Annotated in this window: 16 protein-coding genes and 1 pseudogene; 15 read left to right on the top strand and 2 right to left on the bottom strand. The window is 73.8% G+C overall.

Annotated elements, in window-relative coordinates; translation table 11 throughout:
* The first annotated feature begins 7 nt into the window (after positions 1–7).
* The 5 genes from V6U81_RS00775 (at position 8) to ffh (ending at position 6,268) form a co-directional block, all read left to right on the top strand.
* Positions 8–346: a P-II family nitrogen regulator gene (locus tag V6U81_RS00775; protein ID WP_170285500.1), complete on the top strand. Its 339-nt coding sequence runs from the start codon at positions 8–10 to the stop codon at positions 344–346.
* A 13-nt stretch (positions 347–359) separates the two neighbouring features.
* Positions 360–2,636 carry a [protein-PII] uridylyltransferase gene (locus tag V6U81_RS00770; RefSeq protein WP_334482817.1) on the top strand — a complete coding sequence of 759 codons (2,277 nt, stop codon included), beginning with the start codon at positions 360–362 and terminating at the stop codon, positions 2,634–2,636.
* 81 nt (positions 2,637–2,717) lie between these two features.
* Entirely contained in the window at positions 2,718–3,863 is a 1,146-nt protein-coding gene (locus V6U81_RS00765) for a sensor histidine kinase (RefSeq protein WP_334482813.1), read from the top strand.
* The gene (locus tag V6U81_RS00760) at positions 3,860–4,516 is read left to right on the top strand and encodes a response regulator transcription factor (protein ID WP_334482812.1); all 657 of its coding nucleotides are present in this window, start codon (positions 3,860–3,862) and stop codon (positions 4,514–4,516) included. Before V6U81_RS00765 ends, V6U81_RS00760 begins: the two co-directional genes overlap by 4 nt.
* Positions 4,517–4,714: 198 nt before the next feature.
* Entirely contained in the window at positions 4,715–6,268 is a 1,554-nt protein-coding gene (gene ffh, locus V6U81_RS00755) for a signal recognition particle protein (protein ID WP_334482810.1), read from the top strand.
* A 93-nt stretch (positions 6,269–6,361) separates the two neighbouring features.
* Here the strand turns inward: ffh and V6U81_RS00750 are convergent, their stop codons facing one another.
* Positions 6,362–6,523, bottom strand: coding sequence for a hypothetical protein (locus tag V6U81_RS00750; RefSeq protein WP_334482807.1), 162 nt, complete (start codon positions 6,521–6,523; stop codon positions 6,362–6,364).
* A gap of 264 nt (positions 6,524–6,787) precedes the next feature.
* Between V6U81_RS00750 and V6U81_RS00745 the strand changes: the two genes are divergently transcribed.
* Complete coding sequence (locus tag V6U81_RS00745; protein WP_334482805.1) at positions 6,788–7,867, top strand: amidohydrolase family protein; 1,080 nt, start codon at positions 6,788–6,790, stop codon at positions 7,865–7,867.
* Positions 7,868–7,957: 90 nt separating this feature from the next.
* Here the strand turns inward: V6U81_RS00745 and V6U81_RS00740 are convergent, their stop codons facing one another.
* A complete protein-coding gene (locus V6U81_RS00740) occupies positions 7,958–8,566 on the bottom strand; it encodes a TetR/AcrR family transcriptional regulator (protein WP_334482802.1) in 609 nt (202 codons plus the stop codon).
* Between the two features lie 121 nt (positions 8,567–8,687).
* On the opposite strand from V6U81_RS00740, the gene proS reads away from it, so the two are divergent.
* The 9 genes and pseudogenes from proS (at position 8,688) to lepB (V6U81_RS00695) (ending at position 15,436) form a co-directional block, all read left to right on the top strand.
* Positions 8,688–10,094: a proline--tRNA ligase gene (gene proS / locus V6U81_RS00735; RefSeq protein ID WP_334482800.1), complete on the top strand. Its 1,407-nt coding sequence runs from the start codon at positions 8,688–8,690 to the stop codon at positions 10,092–10,094.
* A 136-nt stretch (positions 10,095–10,230) separates the two neighbouring features.
* Positions 10,231–10,878 (top strand): ribonuclease FAU-1 family protein, encoded by a 648-nt coding sequence (locus V6U81_RS00730; protein WP_334482798.1) that lies wholly within the window; start codon positions 10,231–10,233, stop codon positions 10,876–10,878.
* 241 nt (positions 10,879–11,119) lie between these two features.
* Entirely contained in the window at positions 11,120–11,647 is a 528-nt protein-coding gene (gene rpsP / locus V6U81_RS00725; RefSeq protein WP_334482795.1) for a 30S ribosomal protein S16, read from the top strand.
* A complete protein-coding gene (locus V6U81_RS00720) occupies positions 11,622–11,882 on the top strand; it encodes an RNA-binding protein (protein WP_334483172.1) in 261 nt (86 codons plus the stop codon). Before rpsP ends, V6U81_RS00720 begins: the two co-directional genes overlap by 26 nt.
* Positions 11,883–11,884: 2 nt before the next feature.
* A complete protein-coding gene (gene rimM, locus V6U81_RS00715; RefSeq protein ID WP_334483169.1) occupies positions 11,885–12,439 on the top strand; it encodes a ribosome maturation factor RimM in 555 nt (184 codons plus the stop codon).
* A 16-nt stretch (positions 12,440–12,455) separates the two neighbouring features.
* On the top strand, positions 12,456–13,244 hold the full coding sequence (trmD, locus tag V6U81_RS00710) for a tRNA (guanosine(37)-N1)-methyltransferase TrmD (RefSeq protein ID WP_334482792.1): 789 nt from the start codon (positions 12,456–12,458) through the stop codon (positions 13,242–13,244).
* 143 nt (positions 13,245–13,387) lie between these two features.
* On the top strand, positions 13,388–13,744 hold the full coding sequence (gene rplS, locus V6U81_RS00705; RefSeq protein ID WP_184182400.1) for a 50S ribosomal protein L19: 357 nt from the start codon (positions 13,388–13,390) through the stop codon (positions 13,742–13,744).
* A gap of 184 nt (positions 13,745–13,928) precedes the next feature.
* Positions 13,929–14,791 (top strand): annotated as a pseudogene (gene lepB, locus V6U81_RS00700) (signal peptidase I).
* Between the two features lie 9 nt (positions 14,792–14,800).
* Entirely contained in the window at positions 14,801–15,436 is a 636-nt protein-coding gene (lepB, locus tag V6U81_RS00695) for a signal peptidase I (protein WP_334482783.1), read from the top strand.
* Positions 15,437–15,495: the final 59 nt, after the last annotated feature.

The following is a 15,495-nucleotide window of genomic DNA, read 5'->3' as shown; positions in this document are numbered from 1 at the left end:
CTTGGACATGAAGCTGGTGACCGCGGTCATCAAGCCGTACCAGCTGGACGCGGTGAAGGAGGCCCTGCACGCCCTCGGCGTGGCCGGCCTGACCGTCAGCGAGGTTCAGGGGTACGGGCGGCAGAAGGGGCACACCGAGGTCTACCGGGGTGCCGAGTACACGGTCGAGTTCCTGCCCAAGATCCGGGTCGAGGTGCTCACCGACGAGATGGACGTCGACAAGATCGTGGACGCGATCGTGGCGGCGGCCCGGACCGGCAAGATCGGCGACGGGAAGGTCTGGGTGACCGGCGTCGAGGAGGTCGTCCGGGTCCGGACCGGCGAACGCGGCCTCGACGCCCTGTAGGAGGCACCACCAGATGACCTCGTCGACCAGGAACGACGCGCCGGAGACCCCCATTTCCGCCGGCGCTGGCCTCCTGGTCGATGGGGTCGTCCGCGTACCGGCCGGGATCGGCGCGGCGGCCCGCCGGGAGCGGGCCGCGGCGTTCGACGACTGGCTCGCCGCGCTGCTGCCGCCCCGGCCCGGCATCGCCCTGATCGCCGTCGGTGGCCTCGGGCGGCGGCAGTGCGCCCCGCAGGGCGACCTGGACCTGGTCCTGCTGCACGCCGGGGTGCCCGGCGTGGACCAGCTGGCCGCGTCGCTGTGGTACCCGATCTGGGACGCCGGCGTGCGGCTGGACCACTCGGTGCGCACCCTCGCCGAGGCGCTCTCCGTGGCCCAGGACGACGTCAAGGTCGCCCTCGCCCTGCTCGACGCCCGCTTCGTCGCCGGGGACCGGGCGCTCGCCGACACCCTGCACCGGACCGCCACCGACCACTGGCGGCGTACCGCCGTGCGCCAGCTGCCCGGGCTGCGGGAGATCACCGCCGCCCGCTGGCGTACCCACGGGGAACTGGCCTTCCTGCTGGAGGGCGACCTCAAGGAGGCCGCCGGCGGGCTGCGCGACGTGGGAATCCTGCGGGGCATCGCCACCGCCGGCGTCACCGACGCGCTGCGCCCCGCCGTCCGCGCCGCCCACCTGCGCCTGCTGGACACCCGCGACGCCCTGCACGAGCAGGTCGGCCGCCGGGTCGACCGGCTGGTCGCCCAGGAACGCGACGGGGTCGCGGCCCTGCTCGGGATGGAGGACGGCGACGCGCTGCTGCGCCGGGTCGCCGGGGACGCCCGCACCGTCAGCCACGCCCTCGACGACGCCTGGCGGGCCGCCGACCGGCTCCGCTCCGGCCGCCGCCGGGGCGCCGACGGGCGCCCGCTGCGCCGCCCGGTGGCCCGGGACGTGGTGGAGCACGACGGCGAGCTGGTGCTGGCCCGCACCGCGATCGGCGCCCACCCCGACCCGAGCCTGTCGCTGCGGATCGCCGCCGCGGCGGCCACCACCCGGCTGCCGATCGCCCGGGCCACCTGCGAGTGGCTGGCCGCGTACTGCCCGCCGCTGCCCGCGCCGTGGCCGCCGGCCGCCCGGGCCGCGCTGACCACCCTGCTCGGCGCCGGCCCCGGTCTGGTGCCCGCCTGGGAGACCTGCGACCGGTACGGGCTGATCGACGGTTGGCTGCCCGAGTGGACCCGGCTGCGCAGCCTGCCCCAGCACAACCCCGTGCACCGGTACACCCTCGACCGGCACCTGGTGCAGACCGCGTACGAGGCGAGCCGGCACACCCGCGAGGTGGACCGGCCCGACCTGCTGCTGCTCGGCGCGTTCCTGCACGACATCGGCAAGGGGCTCCCCGGCGACCACAGCACCGTCGGGGCGCCGCTGGCCGAGGCGGTGGCCACCCGGATCGGCCTGCCCGAGCCGGAGGTGGCGCTGATCGGCACGCTGGTCCGGCTGCACCTGCTCCTGCCCGACGTGGCCACCCGCCGTGACCTGTCCGACCCGGTCACCATCGCCGGGGTGGCCGAGCGGGTCGGCGACACCACCACCCTCGACCTGCTGCACGGCCTGGTCCGCGCCGACGCGGCGGCCACCGGCCCGGCCGCCTGGTCGGACTGGAAGGGGCGGCTGGTCGGCGAGCTGGTCGCCCGGGTGCGCACCGCGCTGGACACCGGCGTGCTGCCCGCCCCGCCCGCCCCGGACCCGGCGCTGGTGGCCGGGCCGCTGCCGGTCGTACACCTGACGGAGGACCGGGTGGCGGTGGCCGCGGCGGACCGGCGGGGGCTGCTCGCGACGGTCGCCGGCTGCCTGGCCCTGCACCGGCTGGAGGTGCTCTCCGCGGACGCCGCCACGGTCGACGGCCGGGCCCTGGTGCAGTGCCGCGTGCAGCCGCGCTACGGCCTCACCCCCGACCCGATCGCGCTCAGCGCGGACCTGCGCCGGGCGGTCAACGGCGACGTCTCGGTCACCCAGCGGCTGCGCGGCCGGGCCCTGGCCGCTCGCGGGGAGGGCGCCGCGCCGCGGGTGGTCTGGCACCGGGAGGCCGCCACCGACGCGGTGCTGCTGGAGCTGCGCGCCGCCGACGCGGCCGGGCTGCTCTACCGGGTCACCTGCGCCCTCGACGAGGCCGGGGCGCAGGTTCGGGCCGCCCGGATCTCCACCCTCGGCGCCGACGTGGTGGACGCCTTCTACCTGGTCGGCGGCTGGCCCGACGACGCCGAGCGGGCCCGGCTGGAGGCCGCGGTGCTGGCCGCCGTCTGAGCGCGGTACGTCCGGCGACGTAGCCGCGGAGCCGCCCGTGGGGGCACGTCGAGGGGCCGGCCGACGGGCAGAATGACCGACGTGCCAGCGGTCGAGGATCCGGACGGGCGTCGCCAGCAGTCGGCGGGCGACCTCGCGCTGGCCCTGCTCCTGCTGCTGCTCGGGGTCTTCGCCACGGCCGCGGCCGGGCGCAACCAGCCCGGCGCCGTCGCCGTCGACGCCGGGGCCCTGGTTCTGGCCGGTGGCGCCGCCCTCGCGCTGGTCGGGCGGCGCCGCGCACCCCGGGTGACCCTCGCCCTGGTCAGCGTCGCGGTCTCCGCCTACCTGGTGCTCGGCTACCCGTACGGCCCGGTGCTGCTCAGCTTCATGGTGGCCGTCTACACGGTGGCGGTGCGGCTGCCGATCCGGGCGGCCGCCGTCGCGGCGGCGGGCGGGCTCGTGCTGATCCTGGTGCACGTCTTCTGGTCCCGGGGCGCCGAACCCGGTGCGGCCGCGGTGCTGCCCGGGTCGGCCTGGGTCGTGGTGCCGTTCGCGCTGGGCGTCGCGGTGCGGACCAACCGGGAGACGACCGCCCGGGCCCGCGCCGAGCAGGCCCGGGTGCTGGCCGACGGGGAGCGGCTGCGGGTGGCCCGGGAGGTGCACGACGTGGTGGGGCACGGCCTGGCGGCGATCCACATGCAGGCGGAGATCGCGCTGCACCTGCTGGCGAAGCGGCCGGAGCAGGCCGAGACGGCGCTGCGGGCGATCAGCCGGACCAGCAAGGAGGCGCTGGACGAGCTGCGGGTGACGCTGACCGTGGTCCGCCGGGACGAGGCGGACGCCCAGCGGGCCCCGGCGCCCGGGCTGGACCAGGTACCCCAGCTGCGGGACCGGCTGGCCGGGGCCGGGGTGCCGGTCACCGTGACGGTGGACGGGGAGCCGCGGCCGCTGCCCGTGGCGGTGGACCTGGCCGCCTACCGGGTGGTGCAGGAGTCGTTGACCAACGTGCTGCGGCACGCCGGGCCGGCCACTGCCGCCGTCCGGCTCCGGTACGCGCCCGCCGAGGTGGCCGTCGAGGTGACCGACACCGGCCGGGGCGCGCCGACGGGGGTCGGGCCGGGCGGCGGGTTCGGGCTGGCCGGAATGCGGGAGCGGGTCACCGCGCTGGGCGGGTCGTTCGCCGCCGGCCCGCACTCCGGCGGCGGTTTCCGGGTGTACGCGGCACTGCCGGTGGAGGAGGCTCAGTGATCACGGTGTTGCTCGCCGACGACCAGGACCTGGTGCGGATCGGGCTGCGGGCCCTGGTGGAGAGCGAGGACGACCTGAGCGTGGTCGGCGAGGCCGCCGACGGGCTGCGCGCGGTGGAGCTGGCCCGTGCGCAGCGCCCCGACGTGGTGCTGATGGACGTCCGGATGCCGGGCGTGGACGGCATCGAGGCGACCCGGCGGATCGTGGCCGACCCCGCGCTGGCCGGTACCCGGGTGGTCGTGCTGACCACCTTCGAGCTCGACGAGTACGTCTTCGACGCGCTGCGGTACGGGGCGAGCGGCTTCCTCACCAAGGACACCCCGCCGGCGGAGCTGCTGCGGGCCATCCGGGTGGTGGCCGAGGGGGAGGCGCTGCTGTCGCCCTCGGTGACCCGGCGGGTGGTCCGGGAGTACGCCGCCCGGCCGGCCCGGGTGCCCCGCCCGCACCCGCGCCTGGACGCCCTCACCGACCGGGAGCGGGAGGTGGTCGGGCTGGTCGGCGAGGGGTTGAGCAACGCCGAGATCGCCGGTCGGCTGGTGGTCAGCCCGGCCACCGCGCGTACCCACGTCAGCCGGGCGATGGTGAAGCTGGGCGCCCGGGACCGGGCCCAGCTGGTGGTCTTCGCGTACCAGTCGGGGCTGGTCGACTCGTGATCGTCGGGGGGTCGGCTGGAGCGGCCGGCGGGACGGCCGGCGGAGGCTACGGAGCTCGATCACGCCGGGCACGGCGGCTGCCGGCGGTGGCGGGGCCGGGCCGGAGCGCGGGTGCGGGCGGCGGGCTACCCTAGCGGTGGCTGGACTCCTGCCCAGCCGCGTTGTGCCCGCCGGAAAAACGACAAACGGGATGTTCGCGTGTTTGACACCTTGAGTGACCGCCTGTCCGGGATCTTCACCAAGCTCCGTGGCAAGGGTCGGCTCACCGACGCCGACATCGACGCCACCGCGCGCGAGATCCGCATGGCGCTGCTGGAGGCCGACGTCGCCCTGCCGGTGGTCAAGGGCTTCATCGCGAACGTCAAGGAGCGGGCCCGGAGCGCCGAGGTCTCCCAGGCGCTCAACCCGGCCCAGCAGATCATCAAGATCGTCAACGACGAGCTGGTCAACGTGCTCGGCGGCGAGGGGCGGCGGCTCCAGTTCGCCAAGCAGCCGCCGACCGTGATCATGCTGGCCGGCCTCCAGGGTTCCGGCAAGACCACCCTCGCCGGCAAACTGGCGCGCTGGCTCAAGGCCCAGGGGCACCAGCCGCTGCTGGTCGCTGCCGACCTCCAGCGCCCCAACGCCGTCGGGCAGCTCCAGGTGCTCGGTGGCCGCGCCGGCGTCGAGGTGTACGCCCCGGAGCCCGGCAACGGCACCGGCGACCCGGTGCAGGTGGCGCGCGCCTCGATCGAGCACGCCAAGCGGGCCGCCCGGGACATCGTCATCGTCGACACCGCCGGCCGCCTCGGCATCGACGCCGAGATGATGCAGCAGGCCGCCGACATCCGCGACGCGGTCGACCCCGACGAGGTCATCTTCGTCATCGACGCGATGGTCGGTCAGGACGCGGTCCGGACCGCCGAGGCGTTCCGCGACGGCGTCGGCATCACCGGCGTGGTCCTCTCCAAGCTCGACGGCGACGCCCGCGGTGGCGCCGCGCTGTCGGTCCGCGAGGTCACCGGGCAGCCGATCCTCTTCGCCTCCACCGGCGAGAAGCTGGAGGACTTCGACGTCTTCCACCCCGACCGGATGGCCAGCCGGATCCTCGGCATGGGCGACGTCCTCACTCTGATCGAGCAGGCCGAGCAGGCCTTCGACTCCGATCAGAAGGAGAAGATGACCGCCAAGCTGATGGGCGGCGAGCAGTTCACCCTGGAGGACTTCCTCGACCAGCTCATCGCGGTCCGCCGGATGGGCCCGATCGCCAACGTGCTGGCCATGATGCCCGGCATGGGGCAGATGAAGGACCAGCTCTCCGAGCTGGACGACAAGCACTTCGACCGGGTCACCGCGATCATCCGGTCGATGACCCCGGGCGAGCGGACCAACCCGAAGATCATCAACGGTTCCCGGCGGGCCCGGATCGCCAGCGGTTCCGGCGTCACCGTGATGGACGTCAACCAGCTGCTCAACCGCTTCGCCGACGCGCAGAAGATGATGAAGCAGATGGGCGGCATGATGGGCCTGCCCGGCGGTGGCCGGCGCAAGGCGACCAAGTCGCCGAAGAACAAGCGCAAGGGCACCAAGGGCGGCAACCGGCCGCGCACCGGGGCGGGCGCCGGGCTGCCGGGCGGCTTCCCGGGCGGCATGCCGCAGCTCCCGCCGGGCATGGACGCGGGCGACCTGGCCGGCGGTCAGGGCCTGCCGCCGGGCTTCAAGCTCCCGAACATCGACTTCAACAAGCTCGGCAAGGGCGACGGCAAGCGCTGACCACGGGTGGCCGGCGCGCGTCGCCGGCACCCCGGTCAGGTCGGGCCGCCCGGGTCGGCCGGGCGGCGGCCGTACCGGTTACCCGGCGCCGGGTCACCGTTCCCGCGACCGCTTCGGTGGGCGCTGACCCAGGAGGCTCTCCCGCCGCGCCTCCTTGTGCGCGGCGCGGCGCCGCTGCCGCGGCGTCAGCTCCGGCCGGCCACTCTGCCGCAGGTAGGTGGGCACCCGTCGGTCGTTCGGAATCGGCATGCTCATGGTGCGACCTCCTCGTCGGGGTGGACGGCCAGGGGGATGTCCCGCAGCGCCGGCACCTCCTGCCGTTGCGGCTCCCGGGTCAGGGGGACGTACCTTCGTCCGGACAGTCATCTTTCCGCCCTGACCTTCCGGGGTCCGACCACCGTCCACCGGCATCGGGTGAGGCCGCCCCACCCGATCCGGGTGAGCGTGCCGGTGACCGCCGCGCGGGGCAGCTCCGGCCCGGCGCGGCACGGCGGGCGGTGATCCGGTAGGACTGTGCACATGGCTCTGCATGTGCGCGGTGTGCTCCTACCGGACGACGAGGTCCGGGATCTCTGGCTGGTCGGCGACCGGGTCACCTTCGAACCGGTGCCCGGCGCCGAGACCGTGGTGGACGGCGGGTACGTGCTGCCCGGACTGGTCGACGCGCACTGCCACATCGGCATCGCCCGGGGCGGTTCCCCGATCACCTCGCTCGACCAGGCCCGCGAGCTGGCCCGGACCGACCGGGACGCCGGGGTACTCGCCATCCGGGACGCCGGCTCACCCTTCCCGTACCCGGAACTCGACGACGAGCCGGACCTGCCGCGCCTGGCCCGCGCCGGGCGGCACGTCGCCCCGCCGAAGCGCTACCTGCGCGACATCGGCGTGGAGGTCGGCGCGGCGGAGGTGGCCGCGACGGTCGCCGCGCAGGCCACCGCCGGCAACGGCTGGGTCAAACTCGTCGGCGACTGGATCGACCGGGGCGTCGGCGACCTGGCGCCGGCCTGGGACGCCGACACCATGACCGCGGCCGTCGCGGCCGCGCACGCCGCCGGGGTACGCGCCGCCGTGCACACCTTCTCCGAGTCGGCCGTGGAGATCATGGTGCGGGCCGGCGTGGACTCGGTGGAGCACGGCACCGGCCTGAGCCTCGACCTGATCGACCTGATGGCCCGGCAGGGCACCGCGCTGATCCCCACGATGATCAACATTCGGACCTTCGGCGGCATCGCCGACCAGGCCCGGGCCCGGTTCCCCGGGTACGCCGACCACATGCTCACCCTGCGCGACCGCTTCCCGGAGGTGGTCCGCGCCGCGTACGAGGCGGGGGTGCCGATCTACGTCGGGACCGACGCGGGCGGCGGCATCGACCACGGGCTGGCTGCCGAGGAGATGCTGCTCCTGCACGAGCAGGCCGGCATGTCCGCCGTGGACGTCCTCGCCGCCGCCTCCTGGGGCGCCCGCGCCTGGCTGGGCTTCCCCGGCCTGGTCGAGGGCGGCCTGGCGGACCTCACCGTCTACCCCGAGGACCCCCGCAAGGACCTCCGCGTGGTCCGCACCCCCTCCCGCACCATCCTCCGCGGCCGCCCCCTCCCCTAACCCCACCCCCACCCCACCCCGCGCCCCCCGCCGCGTTGATCAAGAAGTTTGGGGACGGGAAAGGGCCCGTGGAGGACCGAAACTTCTTGATCAACCCGTCGTCGGTGGGGTGGTGGCCGTGAGGAAGAGGTGGAGGGCCAGGTCGGCGAGGGCGGTGGCGGTGTCGTCGACCGGGGCCTGGGGGAGCACGATGTGGCTGACCACCAGGCGGACGATGGTGTCGGCGGCGAAGGCCAGCGCCGTCGGGTCGGCGTCGGGCAGGTGGTCGCCGGCCCACTCCAGCAGGGCGCCGGAGGCCTCGGTCAGCACCAGCTCGGCCCGGGTGGTCAGGAAGGGCAGCAGCTCGTCGGAGCCGCCCCGGGCGCTGGTCAGGATCGCCTTGATCAGCGGGTTGTCGGCCGCCCCGGCGAGGGTGTGCCGGATGGCCGCGTACGCGCCGGCCCGCACGTCGGCGCCGTGCGCGCGCAGCGCGGCGCGTACCTCGGCGACGAACCGGTCCACCTCGCGTCGGGCGAGGGCCTCGGCCAGCCCGGCCTTGCTGCCGAACTCGTTGTAGACGGTCTGCCGGCTCACCCCGGCGGCGGTGGCCACCCCGCCCATCCGTACCCCGTCCCAGCCGGACGCGACGGTCTGCGCGCGGGCGGCGTCGACGATCATGTCGCGCAGCCGCTGCCGGGCGGAATCCCTCAACTCACCCATCGTGGTCGAAGTCTACGGTCGGCGCGTCGGGCCGCCCACGCCGTCGGAGGGGGCGCGGCGCGACACGACGGACGCCTCCCGGACGCAGCGGCGAGCCGGACGCCGCCTAGGATGTGCGGTCATGGCACGCGTGCTCACTCCCCGTGCGGAGGATTTCCCCCGCTGGTACCAGGACCTGATCGCCAAGGCGAAGCTGGCCGACAACGGCCCGGTCCGCGGCACCATGGTCATCCGCCCCGCCGGCTACGCCATCTGGGAGCGGATGCAGGCCGAGATGGACGCCCGGATCAAGGCGGCCGGCGCGGAGAACGCGTACTTCCCGCTCTTCATCCCGGAGAGCTACCTCAAGCGCGAGGCCCAGCACGTCGAGGGCTTCTCGCCGGAGCTGGCGGTGGTCACCCACGGTGGCGGCAAGCAGCTCGCCGAGCCGGTGGTGGTGCGCCCCACCAGCGAGACGGTCATCGGCGAGTTCATGGCCAAGTGGATCGACTCGTACCGGGACCTGCCGCTGCTGCTCAACCAGTGGGCCAACGTGGTCCGCTGGGAGCTGCGCCCGCGGATCTTCCTGCGCACCAGCGAGTTCCTCTGGCAGGAGGGGCACACCGCGCACGCCACCCGGGAGGACGCCCGCGCCTACGCGCGGCGGATCCTGCACGAGGCGTACGAGGACCTGATGGTCAACGTGCTGGGCATTCCGGTGGTGGTCGGCCTGAAGACCGCCCGGGAGCGCTTCGCCGGGGCGACCGCCACCTACACCTGCGAAGGCATGATGGGTGACGGCAAGGCCCTTCAGCTCGGCACCAGCCACGAGCTGGGGCAGAACTTCGCCAAGGCGTTCGACATCAGCTACTCCTCGGCCGAGGGTGGCCGGGAGCACGCCTGGACGACCTCCTGGGGCACCTCCACCCGGATGCTCGGCGGCCTGATCATGGCCCACGGCGACGACAACGGCCTGCGCGTGCCGCCGAGGCTGGCGCCGATCCAGGCGTACGTGATGATCGTCAAGGACGGCGAGGGCGTCGCCGAGGCGGCGGCCAAGCTCCGTGACGGCCTGCGGGACGCCGGTGTCCGGGTCGCGCTCGACGACCGCACCGACACCGCGTTCGGCCGCCGGGCCGTCGACGCCGAGCTGCGCGGCTATCCGGTACGCGTCGAGGTCGGCCCCCGCGACCTGGCCGCCGGCAACGCGGTCGTGGTCCGGCGTACGGACGGCTCGAAGTCCCCGACCCCGGTCGCCGACGTGGTCGGCGCGGTGCTGGCCGCCCTGGAGGCCGACCAGCAGACGCTGCACGACCAGGCCCTGGCGCACCGGCAGTCCCGCACCGTCGAGGTGTCGACCCTCGCCGAGGCGATCGAGGCGGCGGCCACCGGCTGGGCCAAGGTGCCGTGGGCGGCGGTCGGCGTGCAGGGCGAGGCCGAGGCGAACGGCCAGGGCGTCACCGTGCGCTGCCTGCTCCGCGCCGACGGCTCCGTGCCCGACTCCGAGGACGAGCCCGACCTGGTGGCCATCCTGGCCCGCGCCTACTGAGCAGTCGTACCTCCGGAAGCCGGTCCCGCCCCGCGGGCCCGGCTTCCGTGCTTCCCCCGCACCCTGGCGAGTCGATCTCGGTGGGCGACAGCTGTCCCGGACCTGTGGAGCCCGGAGTGCTCGGTAGGGTCGGGGCATGAGGTTCGAGGCGGGGCGGCTGGTCATGCACCGCAACGTGCGGCGGGGTCGGATCGGGTGGGTGCGGCCGGCACGGGTGGTGGCCGACGACGAGCGTGGGCTGCTGCTCTGGATCGCCCGGGACACCCCGATCGCCAACGAGGTCACCGAGGCCGGGCTGGGCATGCGGGCCATGCCGTTCGTCGAGTGGATCTCCTCGTCGTACCGGCTGGCGCACGGCCGGTGGAACGGGCCGCCGCTGCTGAAGTTCCTGCCCAGCGGGGCCGCCCACTCCGTCTGGTGGTTCCGCGACGCCGCCGGCCGCTTCGCCAACTGGTACGTCAACCTTGAGGAGCCCGCCGTCCGCTGGGACGACGGCCCGGTCGCCGGGGTCGACGTGGTGGACCAGGACCTGGACGTGGTGGTCCACCCCGATCGCAGTTGGCGCTGGAAGGACGAGGAGGAGTTCGTCGAGCGGCTCGCCTTCCCCGACGACTACTGGGTGCCGGACGAGAAGGCGGTGCGAGCCGAGGGGGAGCGGGTGATCGCCCTGGCCGAGGCGGGGGAGTTCCCGTTCGACGGGACCTGGTGCGACTTCGAGCCGCCGGCGGACTGGGCCGTCCCGGACGCGCTCCCGCCGGGCTGGGACCGTCCGCCGGTGCGCTGACCGCGTGATCCCGGTCACGGCGCGCCCGTCCTGAGCGTGGTCTCCGGGTCCGGTGTGAGAGATCGGCGCCGGATCTGGCAGAATGGGTCGCTGGTATCCGGCACGCGTTCGGCGCCCTCTAACCCGGGCGCGTCGCCAGTCCACCGAGCAGTCTCCGGCCCAAACCCCACTGTGCCGGGTGGCTCTCACCCGTGCACCGCCCGTACCGGGTCGGTGAGATCGCAACAGGAGCGAAACAACTGTGGCCGTAAAGATCCGGCTCCTGCGGATGGGCAAGATCCGCAACCCGCAGTACCGCATCGTCATCGCCGACTCGCGCACCAAGCGTGACGGTCGCGCGATCGAGTTCGTCGGCGTGTACCAGCCGAAGGAAGACCCTTCGGTGATCGAGGTCAAGTCGGACCGGGTCCAGTACTGGCTCTCCGTCGGCGCGCAGCCGAGCGAGGCCGTGCAGCGTCTGCTGGAGCTGACCGGTGACTGGCAGAAGTACAAGGGCCTGCCGGCCCCGCCGCCGCTGAAGGTCGCCCCCGAGCGGGCCGACCGCAAGGCGGCGTACGAGGCCGAGGCGAAGGCCGCCGCCGGGCTGGCCCCGGAGGCCCCGGCCCGGCCGGCAAAGAAGGCCGCCAAGGCTGAGGCTCCGGCCAAGGCTGAGGCTCCGGCCAAGGCTGAGGCTCCGGCCGAGGCGGAGGCTCCGAAGACCGAGGCGCCGAAGACCGAGGCTCCGGCCGAGGCCCCGGCCGCTGCTGCCGACGCCGGTGAGCAGGCCTGACGTGGCACTGCGTCCCGCGCTGGAGCACCTGGTCAAGGGCATCGTGGACCACCCGGACGACGTGCGCGTCCGGTTGGTCGACTCCCGTCGGGGCAAGCGGCTTGAAGTCCGCGTGCACCCCGAGGACCTCGGTACGGTGATCGGGCGGTCCGGCCGGACCGCCAAGGCGCTGCGCCAGGTGATCGGCTCCATCGGTGGACGCGGCGTACGCGTCGACATCGTCGACTCGTACTGATGCTGCTCATCGTCGGCAGGATCGGCAAACCGCACGGGATCCGCGGTGAGGTCACCGTGGAGGTGCGGACCGACGAGCCCGAAGCGCGATTCGCCCCTGGTTCGGTGCTCCGCACCGAGCCGGGGGCGGCCGCTCCGGCCAACCCCGCCCCCGGCCCCGGCGTGCTCTTCCGGGTCCCGGCGGAGTTGAAGATCGAGGCGGCCCGCTGGCACCAGGGCCGGATGCTGGTCGCCTTCGAGGGCATCGAAGGCCGCGAGGTCGCCGAGGCGCTGCGCGGCACCCTGCTCGGCGTGGACAGCGCCGACGTCGCCTCGCCGGAGGACCCGGAGGAGTTCCACGACCACCAGCTGGTCGGGCTCGCCGTGGTCACCCCGTCCGGCGAGCGGCTGGGCGAGGTGGCCCGGATCGACCACGCCCCCGCCTCGGACCTGCTCGTCCTGCGCCGCCCCGAGGGGCGGACCGCGCTCATCCCGTTTGTCAAGGCGATCGTGCCCGAGGTCGACCTCGCCGGCGGTCGCGTCGTCGTCGACCCGCCGGCCGGTCTGCTCGACCTCTAGACCGAAAGCCGCCCCCATGCGCGTCGACATCGTGTCGATCTTTCCGGAGTACTTCGCCCCGCTGGACCTGTCGCTGATCGGCCGGGCCCGGGAGAACGGCACGCTCCGGCTGGCCGTACACGATCTGCGCGGCTGGACCCACGACGTGCACCGCACGGTCGACGACACCCCCTACGGCGGCGGACCCGGCATGGTGATGCGGCCCGAGCCGTGGGGCGACGCGCTCGACACCCTGGCCCCCGACGAGCTCAGCCCGGACGGCCTCACCCTGCCCCGGCTGCTGGTGCCCTCGCCGGCCGGGGTCCCGTTCACCCAGGCGATGGCCCACGAGCTGGCCGCCGAGTCGCACCTGCTCTTCGCCTGCGGCCGGTACGAGGGCATCGACCAGCGGGTGCTCGACCACGCCGCCACCCGGATGCGGGTCACCGAGGTCTCGCTCGGCGACTACGTGCTCTTCGGCGGCGAGGTCGCCGTGCTGGTGATCCTGGAGGCGGTCACCCGGCTGCTGCCCGGGGTGCTCGGTAACGCCGGCTCCCTGGACGAGGAGTCGCACGCGCACGGGCTGCTCGAGGCCCCGATGTACACCAAGCCGGCGAGCTGGCGCGGGCACGAGGTGCCGGAGGTGCTCCGCTCCGGCGACCACGGCCGGATCGCCCGCTGGCGGCGCGACGAGGCGCTGACCCGCACCGCCGCCCGGCGACCCGACATGATCGCCGCGCTGCCCCCGGAGAGCCTGGACAAACGGGACGTCGCCGCGTTGGACCGGGCCGGATTTCAGCTGCCGGCGGAGGATGTGGCAAAGTAGAGGGGTTGCCGCATCCGTCCGCGCCCGCGGGCGGCTGCGAGGATCCCCGACCGGGGTCGGCCCGCCGATCACCACCCGGGAATCAGAATCACCCATCCGCGCATCGAGTGACGGTGCGCCGTGAGCCTTACGAGGACGCAGCGATGAACATCCTGGACGCCCTTGACGCCCAGTCGAAGCGGACCGACCTTCCCGACTTCCGTGCCGGTGACACCGTCAAGGTGCACGCGCGGGTCGTCGAGGGCAACCGGTCCCGTGTCCAGATCTTCCAGGGCGTCGTCATCCGCCGCCAGGGTGACGGTCTGCGCGAGACCTTCTCGGTCCGCAAGGTGAGCTTCGGTGTCGGCGTCGAGCGGACCTACCCGCTCAACGGCCCGGGCATCGACCGGATCGAGATCGTGACCCGCGGTGACGTCCGGCGCGCGAAGCTCTACTACCTGCGCGAGCTGCGCGGCAAGAAGGCCAAGATCAAGGAGAAGCGGGAGAAGCTCCCCAGCTGACCTTCCGCTCGCCACGCCGGCTGAGCTGCCCGGGTGTCATATCGACCAGAGCGCATTACCCTGGTCGATACGGGCGCAGGAGGGCGGCGACGACGGTCGCGGCACAGCGAATGTCCACTACCGCCCGTGGGGCCTCGCCGAGGCTCCCGGGCGGTAGTGTCGTTTCTGCGGACCGGGGAGTGACGTGGTACGGGTGTTGGACGAGGGCGACACAGTCGATCCATGGCGCCGACGGGTCCGGCGCGGGCGCCGGCAGATGCCCCTCTGGCAGGAGTTGCCACTGCTCCTGGTGGTGGCGTTCTGCCTCGCGGTGCTGATCCGCACCTTCCTGCTCCAGGCGTTCTTCATCCCCTCCGGCTCGATGGAGGACACCCTCCTCATCGGCGACCGGGTGCTGGTCAACAAGGTCGTCTACGACGTCCGCGACCCGCTGCGCGGCGAGGTGGTGGTGTTCCGGGGCACCGACCGCTGGGTGGCCCAGGAGAGCCAGGAACCGGAGCCGGGCCTCGCCGGCAAGGTGGGCCGCACCTTCGGCGACCTGGTCGGGGTGAGCCGCCCCGGTGAGAAGGACTTCATCAAGCGCGTCATCGGCCTGCCCGGCGACCGGGTCAAGTGCTGCGACGACCAGGGGCGCGTGCTGGTCAACGGCATCCCGCTGGACGAGCCGTACGTGATCCGGAACTCCCCGCTGGACGTCCCGCCGAACCCGCGCGAGTGCCGGTCCCGCCGCTTCGACGAGGTGGCCGTCCCGCCCGGCCAGATCTTCGTGATGGGCGACCACCGGTTGGTCTCCCAGGATGCTCGCTGCCAGGGCCCGGTGCCGATCGAGAACGTGGTCGGGCGGGCCTTCGCCGTGGTCTGGCCCTCCTCGCGGTGGGCGTCGCTGCCGGTGCCGTCGACCTTCGACCCGGTGGCCGGGGCCGCCGCCGCTCCACCCGCCCCGGTGGCGCCGACCCCGGTGGGCGGAGTGGTCCTCGTCCTCCCGCTCACGGCCCTGACTACCGTTGTCGCGCGTTCCGGACGATCGTCGCGCGCCCGGCAACGTAGGCTCCTCCCGTGATTGACGAGCAGACCGAAAAGCCCCGCAGCTCCTTCTGGAAAGAGCTGCCCATCCTCCTGGGTGTCGCGATCCTGGTGGCGGTGCTGGTCCGCGCATTCGTGCTGCAGACCTTCTTCATTCCGTCCCCCTCGATGGAGAACACCCTCAAGATCGATGATCGGGTGCTGGTCAACAAGTTGGTCTACGACTTCCGCTCGCCGCACCGCGGCGAGGTGGTCGTGTTCAAGGCGCCGACCGAGTGGAGCGGCAACCCGGACGGCGAGGACTTCATCAAGCGGGTGATCGGCGTCGGCGGCGACCACGTGGTCTGCTGCGACGCCCAGGACCGGCTGACGATCAACGGCAGGGCCCTCGACGAGCCGTACATCTACTCGGCGAACGGCCAGCAGGACAAGCCGGCCGACCAGGAGTTCGACATCACCGTGCCGCAGGGGCGGCTCTGGGTGATGGGCGACCACCGCTCCGCCTCCGGCGACTCGCTGGAGCACTGGCAGCAGTCCGGTCGGAACATCGACAGCGCCACCATCCCGGAGGGCGAGGTGGTGGGGCGGGCGTTCACCGTCTTCTGGCCGTTCGACCGGGCCACCTGGCTGACCGTGCCGAAGCAGTTCGACGGGATCCCCAACCCGTAGGCCGGCCGCCGTCGCCCCCGGGGCGTGGTCGATCGTCACCCGCGTCTGGCAGGCTGGGG

Source organism: Micromonospora lacuserhaii (assembly GCF_036902735.1).
Lineage (GTDB): Bacteria > Actinomycetota > Actinomycetes > Mycobacteriales > Micromonosporaceae > Micromonospora.
Note: the sequence above shows the minus strand (reverse complement) of the source record. Positions and strands in the feature narration are given on the sequence as shown.